Origin of the sequence: Streptomyces sp. NBC_00873, assembly GCF_045207415.1 — a bacterium.
Taxonomy (GTDB): domain Bacteria; phylum Actinomycetota; class Actinomycetes; order Streptomycetales; family Streptomycetaceae; genus Streptomyces.
In genome coordinates, this window is the sequence record NZ_CP108803.1 from 3417676 (window position 1) to 3433645 (window position 15970).

18 protein-coding genes are annotated in these 15970 nt (G+C 71.2%); 5 read left to right on the forward strand and 13 right to left on the reverse strand.

The window, feature by feature from the left end; all coding sequences use genetic code 11:
- The first annotated feature begins 117 nt into the window (after positions 1-117).
- Complete coding sequence (locus OH809_RS15290) at positions 118-564, forward strand: ATP-binding protein (protein ID WP_406515227.1); 447 nt, start codon at positions 118-120, stop codon at positions 562-564.
- A gap of 72 nt (positions 565-636) precedes the next feature.
- Here OH809_RS15290 and OH809_RS15295 read toward each other — a convergent pair whose 3' ends face one another.
- Together OH809_RS15295 and fdxA are read right to left on the reverse strand one after the other, a co-directional pair.
- The gene (locus tag OH809_RS15295; protein WP_406515228.1) at positions 637-1734 is read right to left on the reverse strand and encodes a bifunctional succinyldiaminopimelate transaminase/glutamate-prephenate aminotransferase; all 1098 of its coding nucleotides are present in this window, start codon (positions 1732-1734) and stop codon (positions 637-639) included.
- 150 nt (positions 1735-1884) lie between these two features.
- Positions 1885-2205 (reverse strand): ferredoxin, encoded by a 321-nt coding sequence (fdxA, locus tag OH809_RS15300; RefSeq protein ID WP_037688837.1) that lies wholly within the window; start codon positions 2203-2205, stop codon positions 1885-1887.
- Between the two features lie 117 nt (positions 2206-2322).
- Between fdxA and OH809_RS15305 the strand changes: the two genes are divergently transcribed.
- Positions 2323-3324: a GNAT family N-acetyltransferase gene (locus OH809_RS15305; protein ID WP_406515229.1), complete on the forward strand. Its 1002-nt coding sequence runs from the start codon at positions 2323-2325 to the stop codon at positions 3322-3324.
- Positions 3325-3334: 10 nt separating this feature from the next.
- The gene (locus tag OH809_RS15310) at positions 3335-4171 is read left to right on the forward strand and encodes a tetratricopeptide repeat protein (RefSeq protein ID WP_406421869.1); all 837 of its coding nucleotides are present in this window, start codon (positions 3335-3337) and stop codon (positions 4169-4171) included.
- A 120-nt stretch (positions 4172-4291) separates the two neighbouring features.
- On the opposite strand, the gene OH809_RS15315 is transcribed toward OH809_RS15310, so the two are convergent.
- Both OH809_RS15315 and OH809_RS15320 read right to left on the reverse strand, forming a co-directional pair.
- A complete protein-coding gene (locus tag OH809_RS15315; protein WP_406515230.1) occupies positions 4292-4492 on the reverse strand; it encodes a hypothetical protein in 201 nt (66 codons plus the stop codon).
- Positions 4468-4845, reverse strand: coding sequence for a hypothetical protein (locus tag OH809_RS15320; RefSeq protein ID WP_406515231.1), 378 nt, complete (start codon positions 4843-4845; stop codon positions 4468-4470). Before OH809_RS15320 ends, OH809_RS15315 begins: the two co-directional genes overlap by 25 nt.
- A gap of 615 nt (positions 4846-5460) precedes the next feature.
- On the opposite strand from OH809_RS15320, the gene OH809_RS15325 reads away from it, so the two are divergent.
- A complete protein-coding gene (locus OH809_RS15325) occupies positions 5461-6663 on the forward strand; it encodes a hypothetical protein (protein ID WP_406515232.1) in 1203 nt (400 codons plus the stop codon).
- A gap of 151 nt (positions 6664-6814) precedes the next feature.
- Entirely contained in the window at positions 6815-7549 is a 735-nt protein-coding gene (locus OH809_RS15330) for a class F sortase (protein ID WP_406421865.1), read from the forward strand.
- A gap of 47 nt (positions 7550-7596) precedes the next feature.
- Here OH809_RS15330 and OH809_RS15335 read toward each other — a convergent pair whose 3' ends face one another.
- From OH809_RS15335 to OH809_RS15375, 9 genes are all read right to left on the reverse strand, one after another.
- Entirely contained in the window at positions 7597-8052 is a 456-nt protein-coding gene (locus OH809_RS15335) for a GNAT family N-acetyltransferase (RefSeq protein ID WP_406421864.1), read from the reverse strand.
- A gap of 94 nt (positions 8053-8146) precedes the next feature.
- The gene (locus tag OH809_RS15340) at positions 8147-8758 is read right to left on the reverse strand and encodes a response regulator (RefSeq protein WP_406515233.1); all 612 of its coding nucleotides are present in this window, start codon (positions 8756-8758) and stop codon (positions 8147-8149) included.
- Positions 8755-9969, reverse strand: coding sequence for a sensor histidine kinase (locus tag OH809_RS15345; protein ID WP_406515234.1), 1215 nt, complete (start codon positions 9967-9969; stop codon positions 8755-8757). Before OH809_RS15345 ends, OH809_RS15340 begins: the two co-directional genes overlap by 4 nt.
- Entirely contained in the window at positions 9966-10721 is a 756-nt protein-coding gene (locus OH809_RS15350; protein ID WP_406421861.1) for an ABC transporter permease, read from the reverse strand. The genes OH809_RS15345 and OH809_RS15350 overlap by 4 nt, the downstream gene beginning before the upstream one ends.
- Positions 10715-11653 carry an ABC transporter ATP-binding protein gene (locus OH809_RS15355; RefSeq protein ID WP_406515235.1) on the reverse strand — a complete coding sequence of 313 codons (939 nt, stop codon included), beginning with the start codon at positions 11651-11653 and terminating at the stop codon, positions 10715-10717. The genes OH809_RS15350 and OH809_RS15355 overlap by 7 nt, the downstream gene beginning before the upstream one ends.
- Positions 11654-11792: 139 nt before the next feature.
- Positions 11793-13910 (reverse strand): hypothetical protein, encoded by a 2118-nt coding sequence (locus OH809_RS15360; protein ID WP_406515236.1) that lies wholly within the window; start codon positions 13908-13910, stop codon positions 11793-11795.
- 175 nt (positions 13911-14085) lie between these two features.
- The gene (locus OH809_RS15365; RefSeq protein WP_406421858.1) at positions 14086-14532 is read right to left on the reverse strand and encodes a DUF6113 family protein; all 447 of its coding nucleotides are present in this window, start codon (positions 14530-14532) and stop codon (positions 14086-14088) included.
- On the reverse strand, positions 14529-15494 hold the full coding sequence (gene mshB / locus OH809_RS15370; RefSeq protein WP_406421857.1) for an N-acetyl-1-D-myo-inositol-2-amino-2-deoxy-alpha-D-glucopyranoside deacetylase: 966 nt from the start codon (positions 15492-15494) through the stop codon (positions 14529-14531). Before mshB ends, OH809_RS15365 begins: the two co-directional genes overlap by 4 nt.
- 111 nt (positions 15495-15605) lie before the next feature.
- A complete protein-coding gene (locus tag OH809_RS15375; protein WP_406421856.1) occupies positions 15606-15800 on the reverse strand; it encodes a hypothetical protein in 195 nt (64 codons plus the stop codon).
- Between the last annotated feature and the right edge of the window lie 170 nt (positions 15801-15970).

Here is a 15970-nt window from a genome sequence, read left to right on the forward strand (position 1 = left end):
TGTGACGCATTACCGACTCTTTACTTCGGTCCACCGCAACCTCCCCCGCCCCCACGACGGTTGTCACTGCGTCCGATCCACGGACAGACAGATTCCACATCCCGTCGAAGGAGCATCATGTCCCTCCCCCTGACCCGTCGGATCGCCCGTGCCGCGCTGCTGATCGCGGCGGGTGCAGCCCCGGTGGTCGGTGCGGCCGGCGCCGCAGGTGCCGCGGAGCTCCCGCAGGCCTCAAAGCTCGGCGGTCTGACGACCGTCGACGGTGCCGGTCTCGGCAAGACCCTCGGCGGCGCGTCCGAGCAGGGCACCAAGGTCGCGGGTGCCACCGGCGGCAAGATCGTCGGGACGGCCGTCCCGGCCGCGCGCAAGACCGTCGGCAGCACGGGCAGCAAGGCCGCCCCCGCCGCGCAGAAGGTCGCCGGTGAGGCCGCGGGCAACGCCGGTGAGCTGGTCGGCGGGGCCACCGGTGCGGCGACCAGGGGCAGTCTGCCGACCGGCGGTCTCGCCGGTGGCGGTCTGCCGACGACGCGGGGCCTGCCCACCCAGGGCCTGCCGATCGGCTGACCCCGTACCGGACATGCAGGAGGGCCTCGGGAGTGCGTACTCCCGAGGCCCTCGCGCCTGTCCTGCAAGAGGTCAGGACAGCCGCTTGACCGCGGCTGCCACACGTTCGTCCGTCGCCGTGAACGCCACCCGTACGAAGTGGTCGCCCGCCGGTCCGTAGAAGTCGCCCGGCGCCACCAGGATGCCGAGCTCCGCAAGGTACGCCACGGTGTCCCAGCAGGGTTCGTCGCGGGTCGCCCACAGGTAGAGGCTCGCCTCGCTGTGCTCGATCCGGAAGCCGTGGGCCTCCAGCGCCGCCCGCAGCGCGGTACGCCGGCCCGCGTACCGCGTCCGCTGCTCGGCCACGTGCGTGTCGTCTCCGAGCGCCGCGACGGTGGCGGCCTGGACCGGGGCGGGCGTCATCATCCCGCCGTGCTTGCGGATCAGCAGCAGTTCGCCGAGGACGGTCGCGTCGCCCGCGATGAACGCCGCGCGGTATCCGGCAAGGTTGGAGCGCTTGGAGAGGGAGTGGACGGCGACGATGCCCTCGTACATGCCGCCGCAGACATCAGGGTGGAGCACGGAGACCGGTTCGGCCTCCCAGCCGAGCTCCAGGTAGCACTCGTCGCTGAAGACCAGCACGTCGTGCTCGCGCGCCCAGGCCACGATCCGGATCAGCTCGTCCTTGGACAGGACCCGGCCGGTGGGGTTGGACGGCGAGTTCAGCCAGAGCAGCTTGAGTCCGTCCGGGTCGAGCTCGGTGGGGTCGTCGTAGACGACGGGCTCGGCGCCGCAGAGCCGGGCACCCACCTCGTACGTCGGGTAGGCGAGCCGCGGGTACGCCACCTTGTCGCCCGCGCCGAGGCCGAGCTGGGTCGGCAGCCAGGCGACGAGTTCCTTGGAGCCGACGACCGGCAGCACGTTCTCGTGCGCCACGGAATCCGCGCCGAGCCTCCGCTCCACCCAGCCGGTGAGGGCGTCGCGGAGTTCGGTCGTCCCCCACACCGTCGGGTAGCCGGGGCTGTCCGCGGCGGCGACGAGCGCCTGCTGGATCAGTTCCGGCACCGGGTCGACGGGCGTGCCGACGGAAAGATCGACGATGCCGTCCGGGTGGGCCGCAGCGGTCGACTTGTAGGGCGCGAGCTTGTCCCAGGGGAAGACCGGGAGGCGGGAGGAGACTGCTGCGGACACGGCTCTCTGCTTTCTCGTACGAGGGTGACGAGGATGGTTCGGATGGTTCGTGCGGCGTCGGGTCTGCCTGCGGCCCGGACCGGAAAACACCTCGGCCCCGCACGGCGACGAGCCGTACGGGGCCGGGGCGGCGCACGTGCCGGCCGCTGGTTACTGGTTCTGCGGCGGCAATGCTGCGATGAACGGGTGGTCGCGCTCGATCAGACCCAGCTTGGAGGCACCACCCGGCGAACCGAGGTCGTCGAAGAACTCGACGTTCGCCTTGTAGTAATCCTTCCACTCCTCCGGGGTGTCGTCCTCGTAGAAGATCGCCTCGACCGGGCAGACCGGCTCACAGGCTCCACAGTCGACGCATTCGTCCGGGTGGATGTACAAGGACCGCTGGCCCTCGTAGATGCAGTCGACGGGGCACTCTTCAATGCAGGCCTTGTCCTTTACGTCGACACAAGGCTGCGCGATGACGTAGGTCACGCTGTCGTTCCTCCTCGGTAGGGCGTTGGCTCTCGCGCGGGAGCGCGGCGTCGTCGATGCCCGCACCTAGTATCTCCGTTCCTGGGCACGAACCGAACAGGAGGGGCGGAGAGAGCTGTGGAATTCACCATCGGCGGACGGGCTGAGGTCCGGATTACCCCGGCTGACGTGGGCAAACGGGTATCAGTCCGACGTCGTTCGGAAGACGGCGCGGCGGGCTGGAGATTCACCGACACCGTAGGGGTTCTCACATCCTGGAAAAATCATGTGCTGTCGATCACACCGAAGAGCGGTGAATCCGTCCACATCGCGGAATCCTCGCTGGTGGCGGGCAAGGTCGTCCCATCCGCGCCGGCCCGGCGCCGGGGTCCGTCGGCCACGTTCGCCGAACTCGCCCACGTCTGTGCCCGCGCCTGGCAGCCGGTGGAGAGCGAACCGCTCGGCGACTGGCAGCTGCGCGCGGCGGACGGGTTCACCCGGCGCGCCAACTCCGTACTGCCGCTCGGCGATCCGGGGGTGCCGCTCGACGAGGCGCTCATGCGGGTGGAGCGCTGGTACGAGGCCCGCGGGCTGCCCGCGTACATCCAGACCGCGACGGGCGCGGAGGGCACACAGGAGAATCTGTGCGCGGAGCTGGAGGAGCACGGGTGGCGGCGCGAGGTCACGGCACAGGTGCGGATCGCGGCTCTGGCGCCGATCGGCGATCTGGACGCGGACGTTGCGCGGGTGCGGCTGAGCCGGGGGATCGACCAGGCGTGGCTCTCCCGGTACCAGCGCTTCGACGCACCGGGCCCGAATGTACTGAAGGTGCTGGGCAGCGGGCCCTCGGTGTGGTTCGCGACCGTGCCGGGTGACGCGGCGGGCGACGCGCCTGCCGCGATCGGACGGTGTGTCGTGGACGGGCGCTGGGCGGGCTTCATGGCCGTCGAGGTCGATGCCGCGTATCGGCGGCGGGGGCTGGCCTCCGCCGTCATGACCGCACTGGCCCGGCAGGCGCTGGACGAGGGTGCGTCGGCGGCGTGGCTGCAGGTGGAGACGGACAATGAGGGGGCACGTGTGCTGTACGACCGAATGGGGTTCGTGACCCATCACCTGTACCACCACTTCCGGTCCGCGTAGGGGCAGGAGCATGTCCCCCATGAACCCAGGGCTGAACCCACGCCGGCAGTTCGCCGAGGAGGCCCGCGCCGAACGCCCCGACCTCGCGCTGCTCTGCCTGCTGCTGGCCGCGGAGGCCGACCCGGCGCTGGACGCGGACGGGATAGACGCTGCGCAGATCGAACTGGACCGGCTGGCGGGACTGCTTCCGTACGGTGTACGGGGCGGGCGCGCCTGGGCCTCGGCGCTGGCCGAACTGCTCGGCGAACGGTGCGGGTTCGAGGGCTCGTCGACGGACTACCAGCGGCTGCAGTCCTCGCTGCTGCACGAGGTGCTGCGGCGCCGGCGCGGGCTGCCGATCCTGCTGTCGGTGGTGTGGATCGAGGTGGCGCGGCGGGCGGGCGCTCCGGTGTACGGGGTGGCGCTGCCGGGTCATTTCGTTGTCGGGTTCGGCGATCCGGCGGAACAAGTGCTGGCCGACCCGTTCGCCGGCGGCAGGCCTATGACCGGCCAGGACGCGCAGCTTCTGGTGACGGGGGCGACCGGGGCACCACTCGAGCCGTCGATGCTGGTGCCGGCCCGGCCTCTGGAGATCGTGCTGCGGATCCTGAACAACATCAGGGCGTGGGCGGCGGCCCGCCCGGAGTGCACGCGAGTGGCGCTGTGGGCGGTGGACCTGTCGCTGCTGCTGCCCTCGCATCCGGCGCGGCTACGCTACGAGCGGGCGCAGCTGCTCGTACAGAGCGGGGAGTTCCTTCGCGGGGCGGAGGAGATGGAGGAGTACGCGGAGCTGGTGGAAGCGGTGGAGCCGACGGCGGCGAAGATGGTTCGGGTGCGGGCACGGGCGGCGCGGGCCTTGCTGAATTAGGGGTGCGCGGGCGTGGGGACCGGGGTCGTCCGGTGGGCGTTCGGACCTCGATCGCCGACCGGGCCCGACATGCCGACCGGCGGGCCTGAAAAGACCGCCGGTCGGTTTGAAGCGGGGTCGTCAGGCGAGAGGAGCCACCGTCCCTTCGAGGACCGCCGGGGGCTGGCCCTCGTGGAGGATCCCGAGGCGCTGTGTCGCCCGCGTCAGGGCCACGCACAAGTCCTTCGGGCCCCGGGAGAAGCGGGCGACGATCTCCTTCGGGCCGGCGATCAGCACCGCGTCGAACTCCCGCCCCTTCAACTGCCGGACGCCCAGCGCCACCACCCGGTTCTCCAGGTCGGGTTCGTCCCCGTACACCGTTCCCGGGGCCGCCTCGCGACCGCGGCGCCCAGTTCGTCGCGGCGCGCGTCGGGGGCGATCACCGCCGGCCGGCCGTCGTCCAGTGCGGCCGCCGCATTCTCCGCGCGCCAGTCCGGCAGCAGGTCGTCGGCGGCGGACTCGGCGGGCAGCCCGACGCGCCCGATGGAGTGCTGGTCGCCGTCGCGCAGGTCGAGGCGCCCGAAGCAGAGCCCGTTCTCGGCGGCGTCACCGCGCGACCTGCCCGGCGTAGCGGGCGGCAGCGGCATCCCGCTCTCCAGCCGCCCCTGCCGGGTCCCGCCGGTCTCGCGCAGCACGGCGGTCAGCTGCCGCCGGGCGTGGCCCGGAGGGCCTTCACGCGGGTGTGAAGCAAGTCGAGATGGTCCTGCTGGTATGCGATCTCAGCGGTGGTCAACGGTGCGCTGACTCCCTGCGGGCGGTGGTGGGCGGCTGCCACAAGTGCCCTGCATCGGATCGGAACGGGAGCCGCGCAGGTCCGAGAGGTCGCGTGATCTCTCCTGCGTGCCACGCGCGCCGCTCCTCGCACTGGCCCGGCAGGGTCCTCTTGAGTGACGCGGAGGACGCCCCCAGGCGATCACCTGCGTACAGGACATCGCCAACCGGCCATCGATGCAAGCGGGTTCGAGCCGACCGCGAGGGTCTCGCCGCCCCGATCGCACGGTGCGTCACCATGAGGAAGTGTCAGCAAACAGATGAGTCTGCGGGGCCAAACCTGATTACGCCATGGTATGCAGTCCGATGGGTGATTATCGGTAATTCGCCACCCGAAGGGCCCACGGCGTAGCTCCAATGCACAGATTCCCGATGGCGCCGAGTCGCATTCCGGTTAACGGTGGATCACGTCGCAACTGCGTCACCTTGAGTCGACAGCCCGTCACTCATCGCAGTCGCGTCGAAAGGAATGTGTTCAGATGCGCTCTGCCCGCACCCTGTTCGCTTCGGCCGCGATCACCGCGGTCCTCGCCATCACCACTCCTGCTGCCCATGCCATCACCCTGACCGATGACTGGGACGGCGGTTCCTCCTCCAGCAGCGACGACCACGGCGGCCGCGGCGATGACCGCGGCGATGACCACGGCGGCCGCGGCGACGACCGCGAAGACGACCACGGCGGCCGCGGCGACGACCGCGAAGACGACCACGGCGGCCGCGGCGACCACGGTGAGAAGGGCGACCACGACCGCAAGGACCACCACGGCGAGAAGGGCGACCACGACCGCAAGGACCACCACGGCGAGAAGGGCGACCACGACCGCAAGGACCACCACGGCGAGAAGGGCGACCACGACCGCAAGGACCACCACGGCGAGAAGGGCGACCACGACCGCAAGGACCACCACGGCGGCAACGACGACAAGCCCCGCGGTGGCATCCGCACCGGTGGCGGCGCCATGGCCATGACGGTGGCCGGCGACGACGACGGCGACTCCTACGGTAACGGCGACGAAGGCAGCGACGACGGCGGCGACGAGGGCGGCCAGGGCGACGAGGGCGGTTACGGCGACGACGAGGGCGGCCGGGGCGACCGCGGCAACGAGGACGCCCGGCCCGACCACGGCAAGGGCGGCTGGGGCGACAAGCACGGCGACAAGGGCCGGGGCGACCACGACCGCAAGGACGACCACGGCCGCAAGGACGACCACGGGCGCAAGGACGACCACGGGCGCAAGGACGACCACGGCGACAAGGGCCACCACGGCGGCAAGGGCGACAAGCCCCGCGGTGGCGTCCACACCGGTGGCGGCGCCATGGCCATGACGGTGGCCAAGGAATGGCAGCCCGGCAACGACTCCGGCGACCACTCGAAGAAGGGCGGAGACGACCGCGGCGACAAGGGCGGCTACGGCGGCGGCGACGACGAGGGCGGCCGGGGCGGCGACCAGGGCGGCTACGGCGACGACGAGGGCGGCCAGGGCGGCGACCAGGGCGGCTACGGCGGCGGCCAGGGCGGCGACCAGGGCGGCAAGCCCCGCGGTGGCATGCACACCGGTGGCGGCGGGACCGCGGTGACCGGTGGCGGTCTGGCTGCCGGTTCGGCGTTGCTCATCGGTGGGCTCGGCGTCGGTGCATACAAGGTGCGCCGCCGTCAGGCCACGGGCGGTGCGGTGGCCTGAACGAACTGAACCGCTGATCTCGCGCAGCTGTCGCGGTCGCCGTCCCCCGGGGCGGCGGTCGCGGCGGCTGCGTTTCCCCGGTTCCGCCGGCTGACCGAGAACCAACTGACTGATGCGACACAGAAGAAGGACAGAAGAAAGGCACGCTCCCATGGCCGCCCCGCAGTCGTCCGATTCCACCCCCTCCCGGCCTGGCTCCCCCGCCATCGGCCGCGCCCTGCTCTGGCCCGCGGCAGCGGCAGGGCTGGGCCTGCTCCTGATCTACAACTCCCTCGGCGTCTCGGACGACAACAAGCCGTTGACCACCCCCGCGGTGCTCGCACCCGCCGTCCCCGGGCCCGGCGTTCCCGGAGCCCCGGCACCCGCCCCCCCAGCCCCCGCCACCCCCTCGGCCTCCGCTTCCCTCCAGGGGCTGTCCATGCCTCCTTCCGCCCCGAAGCGGCTCCGGATCCCGACGATCGCTGTCGACGCCCCTTTCACCCCCCTCTCCATCGGCCGGACCGGACAGCTCAACGCCCCGCCCCCCAACGACAAGAACCTGGTGGGCTGGTTCAAGGACGGCGCGACGCCCGGTGAGCGCGGTGCGTCCATCGTCGCAGGTCACGTCGATACGACGACCGGCCCGGCGGTGTTCCTGCAGCTCCGGTTCCTGAAACCGGGCGCCACGGTCGACATCACGAGGGCGGACGGCAGCGTCGCCTCGTTCAAGGTCGATTCGGTGGAGACCTTCAGCAAGGCGAACTTCCCCGACAAGCGGGTGTACGCCGACACGCCGTCCGCCCAGCTCCGCCTGATCACGTGCGGCGGCAACTACGACAGGAAGGCCAAGGACTACAAGGACAACGTGGTGGTGTTCGCCCATCTCGACAAGGAGACGCGTGCCTGAAACACCTGAACCAACGGCCTCCCCCACTCCCTGTCGCGGGACAGCCCTCAGCAGGCGTTCTCCGTCCGTTCCAACTCCTTGAAGAAGTGATGACGGGTGTGGCCGCCCGGGAGTCCACCGCCGCTGCCGGTCTCCAGGTAGCCCTGTCGGCGGTAGAAACCGGGCGCCTGGAAGGACATCGACGAGACGATCACGGAGGTGCAGCCGCGCGCCAGAGCCTCGTCCTCGGCGGCGCGCACCAGTCGGGCGCCCCACCCCTCGTGACGCCGGTCGGCCCGGACCCACACCTCGGAGATCCCGGCGCACCCGCCCCAGGTCCAGCCGACGAGCCCCGCCACCAGGTCACCCGCCTCGTCGGTGACCCGCACCGAGAGCCCCCGGTCGTCGTGGGCGCCCGTCGCATGGTTGTTGAAGGCCGTCAGCTCTTCGCTCAGCCGGGCGGAGAGCTCCGCGTCCTGCGCACCGACGCGCAGGGTCACGCCCGCGCTCCGTCCAGTCGTCATGAAGCAGGAGTGTGCCGGCTCCGCCGATCCTGCGAAACCGGAATTTCTCCCGGTCAGGGAGGCGCCGAAGGCTGCCGCACTCCCGGGGCGGACGCTACAACCAGCCCTTCTCGCTCGCGATGCGCACCGCTTCCGCCCGGTTACGTGCCGCCGTCTTCTGGATCGCCGTGGACAGGTAGTTGCGGACCGTGCCCTGCGAGAGATGGAGGGCTGTGGCGATCTCCGCGTTGGTGGAACCGTCGGCCGCCGTGCGCAGCACATCGCGTTCGCGCTCGGTCAGTGGGCTCGCGCCGTCGGCAAGCGCGGCGGCCGCCAGGGTCGGATCGATGACGCGTTCGCCGGCGAGCACCTTCCGTACCGCTTCCGCGAGTTGGGACGCCGGGGCGTCCTTCACCAGGAACGCGTCCGCGCCCGCCTCCATCGCCCGGCGCAGATAGCCGGGGCGGCCGAAAGTCGTGACGACGACGACCTTCACGGCCGGGAGCTCCCGGCGCAGCACGGCCGCGGCTTCGATGCCGGTCATGCCCGGCATCTCGATGTCGAGGAGGGCGATATCGACGGCATTCTCGCGGGCCGCCGCGAGGACCTCGTCACCGCGGGCGACCTGGGCCACCACCTCGATGTCGGGTTCCAGGCCGAGCAGCGCCGCGAGGGCCTCGCGCACCATGGACTGGTCCTCGGCAAGGAGGAGTCGGATCATGCTCATTCACCGGATCCTAGGGCGGATCCGAGCGGAACACTGAGGGTGAGGGTGAAGCCTTTACCGGAACCGGAACCGGAACCGGAACCGGAACCGGAGCCGGAGCCGGAGCCGGTGGCCCGGGTGGTGAGCGTGCCGTCGACCGTGGCGAGTCGTTCGCTGATGCCGGTGAGGCCGTTGCCCGGCTTCGTTCCGGAGCCGCCCCGGCCGTCGTCCGCCACCGTGAGTTCGAGGACCCGGCCGTCGAGCGTCTGGCGGGGGGTGAGCGTGACCGCGCAGCGGCGGGCGCCGCTGTGGCGTACGACATTGGTGACGGCTTCCCGCAGCGCCCAGGCGAGGACCTCCTCCGGCTTCTCGGGGAGTTCGTCGGGGGCGTCGGTCGGGATGTCGGCGGTGATGCCCGCGGCGGCGAGTGCGGTACGGGCCCCGGCCAGTTCGCCGGGGAGCGTGGGCCGCCGGTAGCCGGTGACCGCACCGCGTACGTCCACCAGCGCCTGGCGGCTGACCTGTTCGATGTCGGCAACCTGGAGCGCCGCCTGGTCGGGGTGGTCGGGGAGCATCCGCCCCGCCAGCTCGCTCTTGAGCGTGATCAGGGAGAGGGAGTGGCCGAGCAGGTCGTGCAGATCGCGGGCGAGCCGCAGCCGCTCCTCGTTGGCGGCGAGCTGGGCGACGGTGGCGCGGGCCTCACGCAGCTCGATCGTCGTACGGATCATCTGCCGCACGCCGGTCATGGCGAACCCGCCGAGCAGGGCGGGGAAGACCAGGGCGGTGATGACATCACGCGGGTGGTCGCCGGTCAGACCGATGCCGACGAGTACGGCGGTGACGACGGGGATCAGCCAGCCGGCGGTCCGCACGGGCAGGGTGGCCCCGACAGTGACGGAGACGTACACGAAGAGGACCAGCCACGGGGTGCCCAGCGTCAGGGAGAGGGCGGCTGCCAGGGCGCCGAGGAAGGCGATCGTCGCCCCGACCCGGCGGCGTTCCAGCGCCTTCGACGTGTGGCGGAAGACCAGGACCAGGTACGTCCCGACGAAGACCACCAGACCGAGGGCGCCCAGCGCGGAGGCCCATGGGGTGTGGTTGCCGTCGGTGAGGTCCTTGACCGGGGCGCTCATGAACGCGAGCCAGACGCCGATCCAGAGCAGCTTGACGCCCACCTGACGGCGGTTGGTCGGCGGGCGCCCGGTCCCCACGAACGTCTCGTCGTCGTTCACGCCTTCAGGGTGTCCTTCCGGTAGAGCCAGGCCGCGCCGCCCGCGAAGAGCAGGAAGTAGACGCAGAGGATGGCGATGTCCTTGGCGTGCGGCGGGCCGCCCATCTCGACGGCCTGGCCGAGTGCAGCGTACGCGTGGGTGGGCAGCCACTCGGAGATGTTCTGGAGCCACTGCGGGAAGGTCGCGCTCGGCATCCACAGGCCGCCGAGGATCGACAGACCGAAATAGATGATCATGGTGATCGGGCGGACCGAGTCCCCGCTGGCGACATAGCCGATGGCGACCCCGAGCGCGGCGAAGACCAGCGATCCGGCCCAGATGACCCCGACCAGCGCGAACCACTGCCAGGTCTCCATCCGTACGTGCTTGACGACGGCGGCGACCAGGAACACGACCACGATGCACGGCAGGGTGACCATCGCGGCACTGGCGATCTTCGCCAGGACATAGCCGCGGCTGGGCAGCGCGGTCAGGCGCAGCTGGCGGACCCAGCCCTTCTCGCGCTCCTTGGCGATGCGCTCGCTGTTGCCCATGAGGACGGCGGTCAGCGCACCGAAGGAGGCCATCGAGACCATGAAGAACGCCTGCAGGGTCAGATCGGTGTGCGGGACCTTGTCGGTGACGTTCCGGGTGCCGGAGATCAGCAGGTAGATGAACGACGGGTAGATGATCGAGAAGAACATGAACTTCTTGTTCCGCAGGGTGCGGGTCACTTCGAGCTTGATGAGCGCCCACGAGAAGAAATTCAGCATGCGGTCCTGGCCTCCTCGGCCTCGGTGATGGCGACGAAGGCCTGCTCCAGGCCGAGTCCTGCGACTTCGAGTTCGCGCGGGTAGAGGCCGAGTGCGTAGACCGCGTGGACGGTCGCGTCGGCGTTGTGCGACTGGATACGGACCCGGTTGCCGCTGATGTCGAGCGCGGACAGGAACGGCAGGCCGCGCAGTGCCGATTCGTCGGCCGCGCCCTCCAGCTCGAACGAGATCCGGCGGGCTCCGGCCTTCGCTTTGATCTCGGCGGCGGTGCCGTCGGCGAGGAGCCGGCCCTTGTGGAGGACGAGCACGCGGTCGGCGATCGCGTCGGCCTCTTCGAGGTAGTGGGTGGCGAACAGGACGGTACGGCCCTGCTCGGCCTGTTCCCGCATGGTGGCCCAGAACGCCTGGCGGGCGGTGACGTCCATGCCGGTGGTCGGCTCGTCGAGGACGATCAGGTCATTGGCCCCGGCGGTGGCGAGCGCGAACCGTACGCGCTGCTCCTGGCCGCCGGAGAGCTTGTTGACCATCCGTCCGGCGATCGACGCGATGCCCGCGCGGGCCAGCACGTCGCCGACCGGATGCGGCCGCGGGTGCAGATCACAGGTGAGCCGGACGATCTCCTCGACGGTGACGTCCTCCATCAGGCCGCCGGTCTGCAGCATCGCGCCGACCCGGCCCTTGGCGATCGCCTCCTGCGGGGACGCGCCGAAGAGCCTGACCGTGCCGGAGTCCGCGGTGCGCAGGCCGAGGAGCAGGTCGAGGGTGGAGGACTTGCCGGCGCCGTTGGGGCCGAGGAGCGCCACGGTCTCGCCGGGGTGCAGGTCGAGGGTGAGCCCGTCGACGGCGCGTACGTCTCCGTACGCCTTGCTGACCTGGTCGAAGCTGACCACTGCGGCGTGCGTGGTGGTGGCTTCGGTGGCTGTCGTCGTCATGCGTCCAGCCTGGCGGAGCGGGGTGTCCGCCCGGCAGGGTCACGGATCGTGAATCGGGGATGACAGATGTCATGCCCCACGCATGACGCCGCCCCCCGGAACGGGGGACGGCGTCATGCGGATCCGTGCTTCGGTGGTGCTATCCGTTGCCGTCGAGGGCGATGGTGGCGGTGCGCTCGGTGGGGGTTTTGCCGAGCAGCGCGGTCTGCATGGCGTGTGCCACGTCGTCCGCACTGAGCTGGTGCTTCTTGCCGTCACCCTTGGTGATCATGATGCCGTCGAAGACGCCGTCACAGAGGGTGTCGATCGCGGTCTTGTCGTAGACCTCGACCAGCCGGCCGTCGACCGCCTTCATCGAGAGGATCTGCGGCAGCGACTTCGCCGGTCCGAACTGGATCTGCTTGGGCCCTGCCTTGATCGTGATCAGGCCGGACATCGCGGGTTTCGCGAAGTCCTTCATCGCCCGGTCCAGTTCGGCCTGGGCGATGGTGGGCTCGCGGGGGGTGACCGGCAGTTGGACCGTCGCCGCCTTGCCCGTCTGCACCTGGGCGCGGTACGCGTCCCGTACCGAGATCATCGACCTGTTGACGTCCAGCGCCTTGCCCACCTTGCCGGGGACCGCGACGGCCTTGCCGGGCTCGAACTTGATCGTGCCGTCGTTGGCGGACCCGGACACTCCCGCCAGGTCCGTCAGCGCGACCCCGAGCTTCTCCTCGTCGACCGGGATCACCGGGTCGGCCTTGCGCTCGGCGCCGAAGAGGGAGCCGATCACCGAGACCGGGTTGTAGTCGCTGCCCGCGGCGCCACGCACGGTCTCCACGCTGTCCAGCGCGAGACCGGCCTTCTCCGGGGCGAGCTTCTCGTTCTTGCCGTCGACGGAGAGCTGGAGAGGGGTCTTGGCGCGCTCGCCGAGAGCCTCGTCCAGCTTGGCGACAGCCTGCTCCTTCGTGCCGCCGCCGATGTCGACGCCGAGGACGGTTGTGCCCTTGGGGACCTCGGAGTGGTTCATCAACAGCCCCGCGCCGTAGGCGACACCGGCCAGGACAACGACGCCCGCGCCGAGCAGGACCGGCTTCGAGCGGCCCTTCTTCTTCGCGGGGGCCGGGGCAGGGCGGGCGGGGGCGGGCGCCTGGGCGGCGGGGCCGCCCGGTCCTGCCGGTCCGCTGCCCATCGGGTCGTTCGGGATCCGGGGCGACAGGTCGGCGCGCGGACCGGGACCCCCCGGGCCGCCCGCGTTCGAGAACGGGGACGGGGCGGACGCCGAGCGGTGCTCCGGCGGGACGACAGGGATACCGCTGTTGAGCGTCTCCCCCGAGACATGGCCGCCGGGGCCGGGCGGTGCGAACTGCGGTGTGAGGACGGCCGTGTCGTCGGACATCCGCGGGGGTACGCCACCGGGGGCGCCGGGAGCGGACGGTCCGCCGGGACGCGTCTGGCCTGCACCCGGACCTGCCGGGCCGGAGCCGGGGCCGAAGCCGTCCGGTCCGCCGAGGCGGGGAGTCAGGGACGAGGTGCCGGTGACCGGGCCGGTCGTCGGGCCGGACGGGCCCGGCGTACGCACACCGGGATTCGGCGTGGCACGCGGCCCGCCCGGGACCGCGGAGTCGTCGCCCGGGCGGGGTGCGCCCTGGTCGCCGGTGCGCTGCGGGCCGTCCGAGAGGTACGGCAGATCGGCGCGCGGCGGGGTGGGAGCACCGGATCCGGCACCCCCGCCCGCACCGGCGGATCCGGCGGCGGCGGCACTGCCGGCCGGGCCGGCCGCAGCGGCGGCCACCGACGTGTTCGTCGGTGCCTTGCGCGGGGCGAACCAGTCGCCGCCGCTCTTCTCCCTGGCCGGCTTCCCGGCGCTCGGGTCCGCGCTCGCGGAGCCGTCTCTCGCGTCGGTGTCCGGTCCCCCCGATGCACCCGGCCCGCTCGACGTACCGGGCGCACCGCCGGACGCGGGTGCTCCCGGGCGCGGTGTGCTGCCCGTGCGCTCACGCGTGGCGTCCGCGTCGCTCATCGGCGTACGCATCACGACCGGCGGGATGGGGCGCGAGCCGGGGATGTTGATCCGGATACGCGTCGTCAGCGTCGTCTCGGTCCTCGGCTCTTCGGACTGAGGCGGATCCGTAGGCTCCGGGGTCTCCTCCGGGGCGTCCTGCGAAGGGTGCAGCGACGGATACTGGCGTGATCCGTACGGCGGCGTACCCGAGGGATACGCGGCTCCCCCGCGCCCCTGGGGGCCGGTGGACGAACTGTCAGTTTCACGACTCAAAGCAGGTTCTCCCGATTGGCTCCGCCGCCCGTACTTCCCCCATGCCGCGGGCCAGGGGACGGCTCGGCGCGCGAACCACCATACTGGCCGCCACCGACAGACACCCCGCGACCGGGGGAAACGACGGTGCGCCTCCCGGACGGACAGGGGGCATTACGGGATCGGACGTGGCACATTACTTGCCAGGTCGGCCGTTGTCGGCGCCTTGTTGGGGCGACCGCGACATGGTGGCACACATCACAGCGACGGCCATCCCCCCCAGCATGAAGAGGGTGAGCCCCAGTTCGTCTCCGAAGACGTAGTCGCCCTCCGGGCGTCCGCCGAGCAGAACGATGACCGAAATCAGCCAGCCCGCGGCGGGCGCGAGGGCGCCGATCTGGGTCCCGATGAGCATGCGGCCCCCGTAGAACAGTCCGGCGCAGGCCACCAGCGCGAGCAGCAAACCGCCCGGGAACCAGGCGGCTTGGACGAACGCTCCCGCGAGCCCGACGAGCGCACCGAGGACCGCGAGGCCCAGGTAGGCCCCGATGCGGCCCGGGTTCAGGGGTGCGGCGAGACCGGTGGGCGCGGGCTCCCGGGGCGGGGCGCCGGTGCGGGGCCGGCGCTGCTTGCCGCTGCTCATGACCGTGCTCCCGACTCAGCCCCTGGCGCGTCCTCCGCACCCGATGCGCCCGGTACGCCCGATACACCCGGTGCGCCCGGTACGCCTGCGAAGAGATCGTGTTCCCGTGCACCCGCGGGCGCTCCGGACGTTCCGCGTACCAACTCGTAGTACTCGGTGGTGAAGACGGGCTGCCCCAGATCGTTCGAGAGGGCGAAGAACGGGCCGTCCACGGCGATCTGGGTGCGGTGTGCCCGCATCGCAGCGGTCTTGGCCGCCGCGTGGGCGGCACCGTCGATCTCCGTGGTGATCCAGGTGTCGTTCACCACACCCGGTACGTCGTCGATCGCAGCGATCCCCGGGAAGGCGTCGGGGGCCGTCGAGCGCAGCCGCGCGAAGGCCTGCTCGGCGACGGAGCGCGGCATCCGGTTCCAGTAGATCTTGTCGATGGCGTGCGGGGCACCGATTGCGCCGCGGTACGCGGGGTCGGCTGCCAGGTCCGCGGCGCGCATCGCGACGCGGTGCGCCTGGATGTGGTCGGGGTGCCCGTACCCGCCGTCGGGGTCGTACGTGACGAGGACCTGCGGGCGTACCGAGCGGATCACCTCCACGAGGTACCCGGCGGCCTCGTCCACGTCCGTGTTCCAGAAGGCGCCCGGGCGGTGATTCTGCTCGGCGCCCATCATTCCGGAGTCGCGGAACCGTCCGGGTCCGCCGAGGAAACGGTGGTCGGTGACCCCGAGCTCCTTCATCGCGGCAGCGAGTTCACCGATGCGGTGGTCCCCCAGGGTGTCGTCCCGGTCGGCCGCGAGATGGGCGAGTTCGGGCGGGATGACCTCGCCCTCCTCGCCGCGCGTGCAGGTCACCAGAGTGACCCGGGCGCCCCGGGCCGCGTACAGGGCCATGGTGGCGCCGTTGTTGATCGACTCGTCGTCGGGGTGCGCATGCACCAGGAGCAGACGACGGGCGGGAAGGTCCGTCATGGAACCCACCCTACGAGCCGACTGCCCTGCGGGCCGACCACGGAGGGGGCCGGGGCCCGTCGCAGCGCCTGCCGGACCCCGCGAGCCCGGCATGACCGGAAGGACCCCGGATCAGAACTTGATGTCGCCGATCATCCCGGCCACATTCGTGGTCAGCTCCGAGATGGTGGGTGCAATGGACGAACTTGCGAGATAGAAACCGAGCAGCATGCAGACCACCGCATGTCCGCCCTTCAGCCCGGATTTCCGGATCAGCAGGAAGACGATGATCGCCAGCAGCACCACCGCCGAAATCGAGAGTGCCACGGCGGTTCACCTCCATCAGTACGGTCGGGACGGGCAGCACACATGGAGCCAGCAGGTTCATACCCACCGAGCGCTACGGATCATAACGATCCGTGCCATCGCATTGATCGGGGCACAGCAGCACGAGGGGCGCACGGCCGGACGGCCGGGCGCCGTATCCGGTTCCGTGG